This is a genomic window from Vibrio sp. V03_P4A6T147 (assembly GCF_002241085.1).
Taxonomy (GTDB): domain Bacteria; phylum Pseudomonadota; class Gammaproteobacteria; order Enterobacterales; family Vibrionaceae; genus Vibrio; species Vibrio anguillarum.
In genome coordinates, this window is the sequence record NZ_NDIO01000088.1 from 1 (window position 1) to 8007 (window position 8007).

General features: G+C 46.1%; 5 protein-coding genes and 1 pseudogene. 3 read left to right on the forward strand and 3 right to left on the reverse strand.

The window, feature by feature from the left end; all coding sequences use genetic code 11:
* Window positions 1-616: homocysteine S-methyltransferase family protein (locus B9J84_RS03140; RefSeq protein WP_094123504.1), on the forward strand; the 616-nt coding region annotated here is incomplete at its 5' end.
* Window positions 603-2139 (forward strand): annotated as a pseudogene (locus B9J84_RS03145) (BCCT family transporter). The gene B9J84_RS03140 and the pseudogene B9J84_RS03145, both read left to right, overlap by 14 nt.
* A 97-nt stretch (window positions 2140-2236) precedes the next feature.
* Here B9J84_RS03145 and B9J84_RS03150 read toward each other — a convergent pair.
* Window positions 2237-4018: an alpha-amylase family protein gene (locus tag B9J84_RS03150; protein WP_094123505.1), complete on the reverse strand. Its 1782-nt coding sequence runs from the start codon at window positions 4016-4018 to the stop codon at window positions 2237-2239.
* A gap of 197 nt (window positions 4019-4215) precedes the next feature.
* Window positions 4216-5454, reverse strand: coding sequence for a DEAD/DEAH box helicase (locus tag B9J84_RS03155; protein ID WP_026028635.1), 1239 nt, complete (start codon window positions 5452-5454; stop codon window positions 4216-4218).
* Between the two features lie 325 nt (window positions 5455-5779).
* Between B9J84_RS03155 and B9J84_RS03160 the strand changes: the two genes are divergently transcribed.
* Window positions 5780-6553 carry a hypothetical protein gene (locus B9J84_RS03160; RefSeq protein WP_094123506.1) on the forward strand — a complete coding sequence of 258 codons (774 nt, stop codon included), beginning with the start codon at window positions 5780-5782 and terminating at the stop codon, window positions 6551-6553.
* Between the two features lie 47 nt (window positions 6554-6600).
* Here the strand turns inward: B9J84_RS03160 and B9J84_RS03165 are convergent, their stop codons facing one another.
* Window positions 6601-7968, reverse strand: coding sequence for an L-serine ammonia-lyase (locus tag B9J84_RS03165; RefSeq protein ID WP_094123507.1), 1368 nt, complete (start codon window positions 7966-7968; stop codon window positions 6601-6603).
* Between the last annotated feature and the right edge of the window lie 39 nt (window positions 7969-8007).

An 8007-nucleotide genomic window follows, 5' to 3' on the forward strand; every position in this document is an offset into this window, starting at 1 on the left:
TCCGATTTTAGTGGCGGGTTCTATGCCACCGGCTATGGGAAGCTATCGGCCTGATCTCTTTCAAGCCGAAGTCGCACGAGCGATTTCACTCACTTTGTATCAAGCACAAGATCCTTATGTGGACGTCTGGTTAGCGGAGACGATTGCCAGTTTAGAAGAGTTGAGCATGGTTCAATCGGTGTTTGCCTCATCAACGAAGCCTTGCTATTACGCACTGACTCTGAAAGATGACTCTAATATCGCACAATTGCGTTCTGGGCAGTCAGTGTCTGAAGCCACAGAACAAATCTATTCTGCGGGTGGGGCGGGTATTTTCTTTAACTGCTCAATACCTGAGGTGATGGCTGATGCCATTCAACAGGCGAAAATGGTGTTGGAAGGCCGAGCGCAAAAGATTGAAATCGGCGTTTATGCAAACAGTTTTACGCCGATTAAATCGGATCACGCCGCTAACGAAACCGTACAAGCCATGCGTGAGTTTAGTGCAGAAGATTATCTCGCATTTGCCAAGCAGTGGTATGCCCTCGGTGCAACCGTGATCGGCGGATGTTGTGGCATCACCCCTCGCCATATTCAAGCACTTTATGAATGGAGGCGCAGTTTTGAAAAATCTTAATTATGGATTGGCTTTTCCTGCGATTGCGTTAGTGCTTGTTTTGTTAACGGTATCTGCGCTTTATCCAGCCACCTCTCAAGCGATGGCGGCGCAAGCTATGGGCTGGGTGAGCCACTGGTTTGGCTGGTTAGTACAGATGGCAAGTTTGGCGTTAGTGGTTTTTTTACTGTGGCTGGCGTGTTCGAAATACGGCCGCATTCGTTTAGGTGAAGAAAAAACCGAATACAGTAATTTTTCTTACGGCGGGATGATTTTTACCGCTGGCGTCGGGGCGTCACTCATTTACTGGGCGGTAGGGGGAACGGTGGATTTACTAACAATCACCGCCGTTATTTGCTGAGCCTAATAGTTATCCTGCTGCGGCATGGGCCGTTACTTACTCTATTTTTCATTGGGGCATTACAGGTTGGGCGATTTACTGCTTTCCAGCGATTCCGTTTGCTTATGCATTTTATGTACAAAAAAAACGCACGTTAAAAGTTTCCAGTTTGTGTTCTTCGGTAGTGGGTGACCATCCTTTGGTGGCAAAAAGTATCGATCTATTGTCGATTTTTGGTACGTTGGCCGCGTTTGCTAGCTCGCTAGCCTTAACTGTGACCTTGGTTAGCGCCGGTGTGGCAGAGCTGTTACAGATTGAGAATAGCCTTGGCTTACAAGGCACAATTATTGTGCTTTTTGTGGCTGCGTTAGTGGTTGTGATGGGGGTTGGTTTTAATCAAGGCATCAACATGATTTCTAACTGGACAGTCAGCATGGCAGTGTTGTTTGCCCTGTTTGTATTATTGGCGACTCAACCTTCTTTCATTCTTAATAGTTTCACTGACTCGCTGGGCGTGATGTTGGATAATTTCTTTAGAATGTCATTGTGGACAGACCCTGTTCAGCAAAGTGGTTTTGCACAAGGTTGGACTCAGTACTATTGGTTTTGGTATTACGCGTACTTGATTATGATGGGCCTATTCATCACGCGAATTTCTCGTGGACGAACGATTCGTGAAGTGGTTTTGTACACCATCTCGATGGGCGCTTTGGGCTGCGCATTTTTTATCTCCATTTTTGGTGGCTATGCGGTGTGGGCTCAAATGCTGGGCGGTTTACCCGTTCAGGGCTGGATGGCAGAAGGTGGCTTAACCTACGCAGTGGTTTCATTGATAAAAACCTTGCCTGGGGGAAATGGGGTGCTTGGGCTATTTCTGCTCATTCAGTTTTTATTGATGCTGACCACTATGTCCAGTGCGAGTGTTGCGACGGCGATGCTCACCACCAATGAATTGGCTTTGAATGGTGATCCTGATAATCGAGTAAAATTGCTTTGGGCCTGTGCGATTGGGCTGATCAGTTTAAGTGTATTTTTGGCTGGGGGAGGGATTGAAACCATTAAGTCGCTTTGTGTGGTCGCAGGCCTTCCTATGATGTTCATTTACGCCATCATGCTCAAAACCTTTTTACATACTTTAGGCATTTTGCCCAATCAGCATGAGCGGGAATCTGATCAAGAGCCCGTGTTAATGAAAGTCACTTAAAGCAAGCCTTAACCTTATAGCCTTTAGCAAAACAAGCCAGCACGATGAAGATGCTGGCTTGTTGTATTGAAAGAAGACCAATGACTCTCTTTGAGGTTTAAATATTATTGAGAACCATGAAATGGGTCGAAAGTGGGGTGAAGTTGATCATCACATAGCTCTCTTGTTCGTTGACGAAGAGCGTCAGCGTTTGTTGATTTAGCGGGTCGAATAGAGTGTGCTCACCACTGGTTAACTGCCAATAAGTGGTCAATGCTTTAGGTAAATGCAGTTTTACGGTTTTGCCACTTGTGGCACTGAAGTTTGCTGCGATGATCAGCTTTTGTGATGGGTTAGAGCGAGCAAAGGCAAATAAGCAATCTTGTTGGTCGGAGAAGTGTTCAACATTGGCGGCGTACAGATCATGATATTCACCGGTCAGTGCGGGGCTCTGTTGGACTAAATTCAGTAATGTTGAGTAGAAATGGCGCAGCTGTTTCTCGCTCTCGTTTAATTGGCCACCATCAAATGCGCCATTATTCATCCATTTTTGGTGTTGTGGAACACCGATATAGTCAAAAATAGAGGTGCGAGAAGGCTGGCCAAAGCCAGCATGTTCCGCTCCCGGTTCGCCCACTTCTTGCCCAAAATAAAGCAAGGTTGGTGAGCTGGATAAACAGGCTGAAATCAACATGGCTGGGCGTGCTTTATGTGCTTCCCCTGCAAATTCAGGCGAGGCAATTCTCTGCTCGTCATGGTTTTCCAAGAAATGCAGCATGTGATGCTCAATGTCGCGCAGTTGATATTCAATACGACCAATCTCTTTGGTAGAGCCGTGTCCTTGCATGATGGCTTTGAGACTATCGTAAAGGTCGACTTTGTCGTACAGATAGTCCATTTTCCCGAGCTGGATGTAATCGCGGTATAAATTTGGCTGATACACCTCTGCCATTAAAAAAGCATCGGGGTTGTGTAGTTTAATTGCCGAGTTGAGATAGCTCCAAAATTCAATCGGTACCATTTCGGCCATATCATAACGAAAGCCATCCACGCCTTTATCGAGCCAATAAAGAGCGATATCCCTAAATTTACGCCATGAATCTGGGACACTTTTGTCTTGCCAGAAAACGGCGTGTTCAAGGTGAGATAGGAAACGGTATTGCTGCGGAAGCTCGGCAAAATCTTTGCCTCCATCAGGTTTGATGCCGTAGTTTATTTTGACGGTTTCGTACCAATCATCGATGTTCGGCTTGGCTAAACGAGATCCATTGCCTGTCCATTTTGCGGGGTGTTCGTAAAACGGGGTGGCTAAATCTGGGTGGCATTCGCCGCCCAACGGTAGCAATAAGGTGGGAATAACTGGCAGTTTAAAGGAGGTGTCGGGTAGGTAATAGAAGTTATTGTCCCTGGCGTATTGCACACTGGTATCATCATTTTCACCAAAATCATTGACTCCGACAGGGTTATTGAGCCCTTGATATTGGCGCGCCACGTGGTTAGGGACAATGTCGATGATGACTTTCATGCCAGCTTGGTGTGTACGCTTAATCAAGGCTTCAAATTCGTGATTACGCTGAGCTGGGTCGTCGGCTAAATCAGGGTTTATCGAATAGTAGTCTTTAATGGCGTAAGGCGAGCCCGCTCTACCTTTGACAACACTTGGGTGATCATTCTCTATTCCCCATGCGCGGTAATCACTCACCAGTGCGTGATGTAAAACACCGGTATACCAAATATGAGTGATCCCAAGTTGATGAATTGCATTGAGTGCATCGTCAGTGAAGTCGCTTAATTTACCGACGCCATTTTGTTCTTTCGTTGCCCAAGGTGTGTTGCAACGGTTTGTATTACCGAATAAGCGCGTGAAAACTTGATAGATAGTGTATTTTTTGTAAGCCATAACGTGTCAACCTAAGCGATGATGGGATGCGAGAAATAGGAGATGAGTTGCAGGCTAATAGAAGTTGATGAAGACAGAATCATCCTTGAGTAGTGATTTTGGGGCGTAGAGAGAAGGAAGGCGTAAAAGTGTGATGCGGGAATGGTTTAGTCAACAAAATCCCACCGGGCGGTGGGATTTGTAAAGAAACATTATGCTTATGAGCGTTTTTCTTGTTTAGGGCGAGGGCTACGACGCGGTGCACTTGAGTGCTCGTTATCACGCTTTTTCAAGTGGTAATTTAAAATGGAAATAGGCACGTCTTTTTTCGGTGTGAAACCTTCAATTTCTTTACGCACGAGCAAATGTCCTAAGCGGCTTTCAATCATGCACAAGTTTTTAAAATCATCGCGTGATACGAGAGAAATTGCTTCACCGGTTGCACCAGCACGACCGGTTCGTCCAATACGGTGAATGTAGTTCTCCGCAGGATAAGGCAAGTCGTAATTCACCACTCTTTCTAAGTTATCAATATCAATACCGCGCGCAGCAACGCCCGTTGCAATCAAAAATTGCAGTTTACCTGCTTTGAAATCGGCTAATAATTTTTCACGAACTTCTTGGCTACGGCCACTGTGAAACGCCTCTGCCGCAATGCCACGCTTTTCCAGTTGGCTCGCCAGCTTTGCCGCACCGTGTTTGGTTTCGATGAAAATCATCGCCTGTTGCCATTGGTTTTCAGTAATCAAATGGCTCAGTAGTGCAGATTTTTGATCTTTATCGACAGTGATAATCCACTGCTCAATTTGATTTGGCGTGCGGTTGTAACCAGCGACATCAATTTCAATCGGATCATTAATGGCTGATTTGGCCAACTCGCGCACTGGGCGAGAAAGGGTCGCCGAAAACAGCAAGTTCTGACGGTTTAGTGGCAGGCGATCAACAATTTTATTGATGTCTTCAATGAAACCCATGTCGAGCATGCGATCAGCTTCATCCATCACCAACACTTCAAGCTCATCAAAATGAACGGCGCGTTGGCCATACATATCAAGCAAGCGCCCCGGCGTGGCGATCAAAATATCCACCCCTTCAATCAAGCGTTGTTTTTGTTTTTGCGAATCGACACCGCCGTACATCGCAAGGCAGGTTAAGGGCAGATACTTGGCGTATTGAGTGACGTTCTCTTCCACTTGCAGAGCCAATTCGCGAGTGGGCGCTAAAATTAATGCGCGAACACGTTTGGCGCGCTGAGTTGTTCCTTGACTAAGCATCTGCAAAATGGGCAGTACAAAGCTAGCGGTTTTACCCGTGCCGGTTTGCGCTGCCGCAATGACATTTTTACCCGTCAAAATGGCTGGGATTGCCTGTTCTTGAATCGGTGTTGGGGCAGAATAGCCGAGTTCGTGAACGGCTTTTAAGATTGGATCGCTCAATCCTAGGTTGGAAAATGGCATGCGGGCTCTCAGAGTTAAAAAGTCAAAACAGTTAGCAAGCGATGGCTTTGCTCAGCGTAAGGCGCTACGCCCTAATACTTTGAGTGCAACTCATCGCAAATTCGGCGCATTCTAGCATGAACTCTTCAAATGCGGTGAGATACCTCAGTGTCAGCGATCGTCTCTTTATTCAGAATAGCGCCTCGTTGCCGAGTCACTAATATGAGATACCAATAAGATTGTTATCAATGAGTGCAGGGAGTTGGATTGGCATCACAGAGCTTTTAGAACAAGTGGGATCTATTTTCGATATATTAACCTTACTTATTTGTCAGGGAATAGATTCATGGAATATCAGCAGCTACCGATTCAGTATACTGTGGTGAGTGCGTTAAAATTAGTCCAAAAAAATTGGCTGACTCTCATGCTGCAATCTTCACCTTTTTTGGTGGTGAATCTCTATTTCACGATTGGTGTTGTTGACTTTGATGATCCACAACAGTTGTTTACATTAACGAATGTGATTGTTTATGTGCTTTATACGGTAACGGCGGCGATGGCGACAGTGCGCTTGCATCGTTTGGTTCTGCTGGGTGAAAAATCTTGCCGTTTGAGCACGATTTTTTATTTAAGTTCGCGTGAATTGCGCTTTATTGGATGGTGGGCTGCTTTAGGCACTATGCTGTTTGCCATTCTAATCATACCTATGTTTATCATTGGCTCGCTGGCAAATATAGTGACTATGCCAATGTGGTTAATCCAGCTTTGTACCTATGCCGCAATGCTGCCTATTGGCTGGTTTATCTCCCGCTGGTCATTAGTTTTGCCAGCAACAGCACTAGATCATCAACCTAGAGGTTTGAGTGTCGCGTGGCAAATGTCAAAGCCCCACGCCAAAGCACTATTTGTGCTGATAGGTGTGATCCCCATGCTTATCAACGCACTACTACAGCCCTTGTTTAATCTGCATTTTCTGCCATTGACATTACTATTGTCACTCGTCTGGTTAGTGGTTTGTGCGGTTGAGATTTGTGTGTTGTCGCTCAGCTTTCAGTGGATTGTGCAGCGAGAAGCGATTACCCAGAACCAAGAGTTACGCATTCCTGAATTTACCGCTTAAACAAGCCCTGTATTCACACAGGGCTTGATGAGGATTGAACGGTATTACTATTCACAAGGTGGTGATAGGTGGATTAACGCTAAGCCGCCTAATGAGGTTTCACGATATTTCCGATTCATATCTTTCCCCGTCTGGTACATGGTCTCAATCACTTTATCTAGAGAAATTAAGCATTTGCTGGTCCGTTTTAGGGCCATGCGTGAAGCGTTAATCGCTTTCACAGCTCCCATTGCATTGCGTTCGATGCAAGGGACTTGAACTAAGCCACCCATTGGGTCGCATGTCATACCCAATGAATGCTCCATGGCAATTTCAGCCGCCATGCAAATTTGTTCGTTGCTGCCACCTCTTAGAGCGGTCAACCCTGCCGCTGCCATTGAAGAAGAGACTCCAATCTCCCCTTGACAGCCTACTTCGGCCCCCGAAATAGAAGCATTGGTTTTGTACAAAATACCAATAGCGCCAGCCACGGCGAGAAAATCTTTCAACTGCTTAGTGTCAAGCTCTCGGATAAAGCGGTGGTAATACATTAATACGGCGGGTATCACTCCTGCCGCGCCATTGGTTGGCGAGGTGACCACTTGCCCTCCCGCTGCATTTTCTTCACTGACCGCGAAAGCAAACAGGTTAATCCAGTCCATGATCTCCATTGGGTCACTTTCAATCGCCGCGTTAGCTTCCAGCTTTTTGAGCAGTGCTGGTGCGCGGCGCGTGACATGCAACCCACCTTCGAGAATGCCTTCCGTTTCAAAGCCGCGCTGCATGCAGAGCGACATCACTTTCCAAATTTGATCGGCTTTGTGGTTAATCGTTTCAAGATCATGAAACGCTATTTCATTGCGCAAAACGAGACTGCCTAAACTTAAGCCATGTTTTTCGGCTTTAAAGAGTAATTCATCAGCAGAAGTAAAAGGAAATTCGACCTCCACGGGTGCATTTGCACTACCGTGTTCCAACTCTTTGGCGGTAGCAACAAAACCGCCTCCCACCGAGTAGTAAGTTTCAAAGGCTAACGTTTCTCCTTGCGCTCCAAAAGCGGTAATCGTCATACCATTTTCATGTAAGGGAAGATTAGTATTTTGGAAGAGGAGGTCAGTTTTTAGCTGGAATGGAATGAGCTTTTTTCCCGCTAAATTAAGCTCACCGTGTTCAATAGCATGCGCTAGCGCTTGATTGGCGCGGGTGATTTTGATGGTGTCAGGCTTATTGCCCAGCAGACCTAATATCACGGCCCGATCAGTGTGGTGGCCACGTCCTGTAAGTGATAATGAACCGTAAAGGTCAATCTGCACTCTTGCCACTTGCGTTAAATCAGCAATGATTTGGCTAAATTGATAGCCTGCAATCATTGGCCCATTGGTGTGTGAGCTAGAAGGGCCCACACCAATTTTAAAAATATCAAAAATGGATAACATCGACTTCACCTACTGAGTGCCTAAAACGATTCGTTGCAC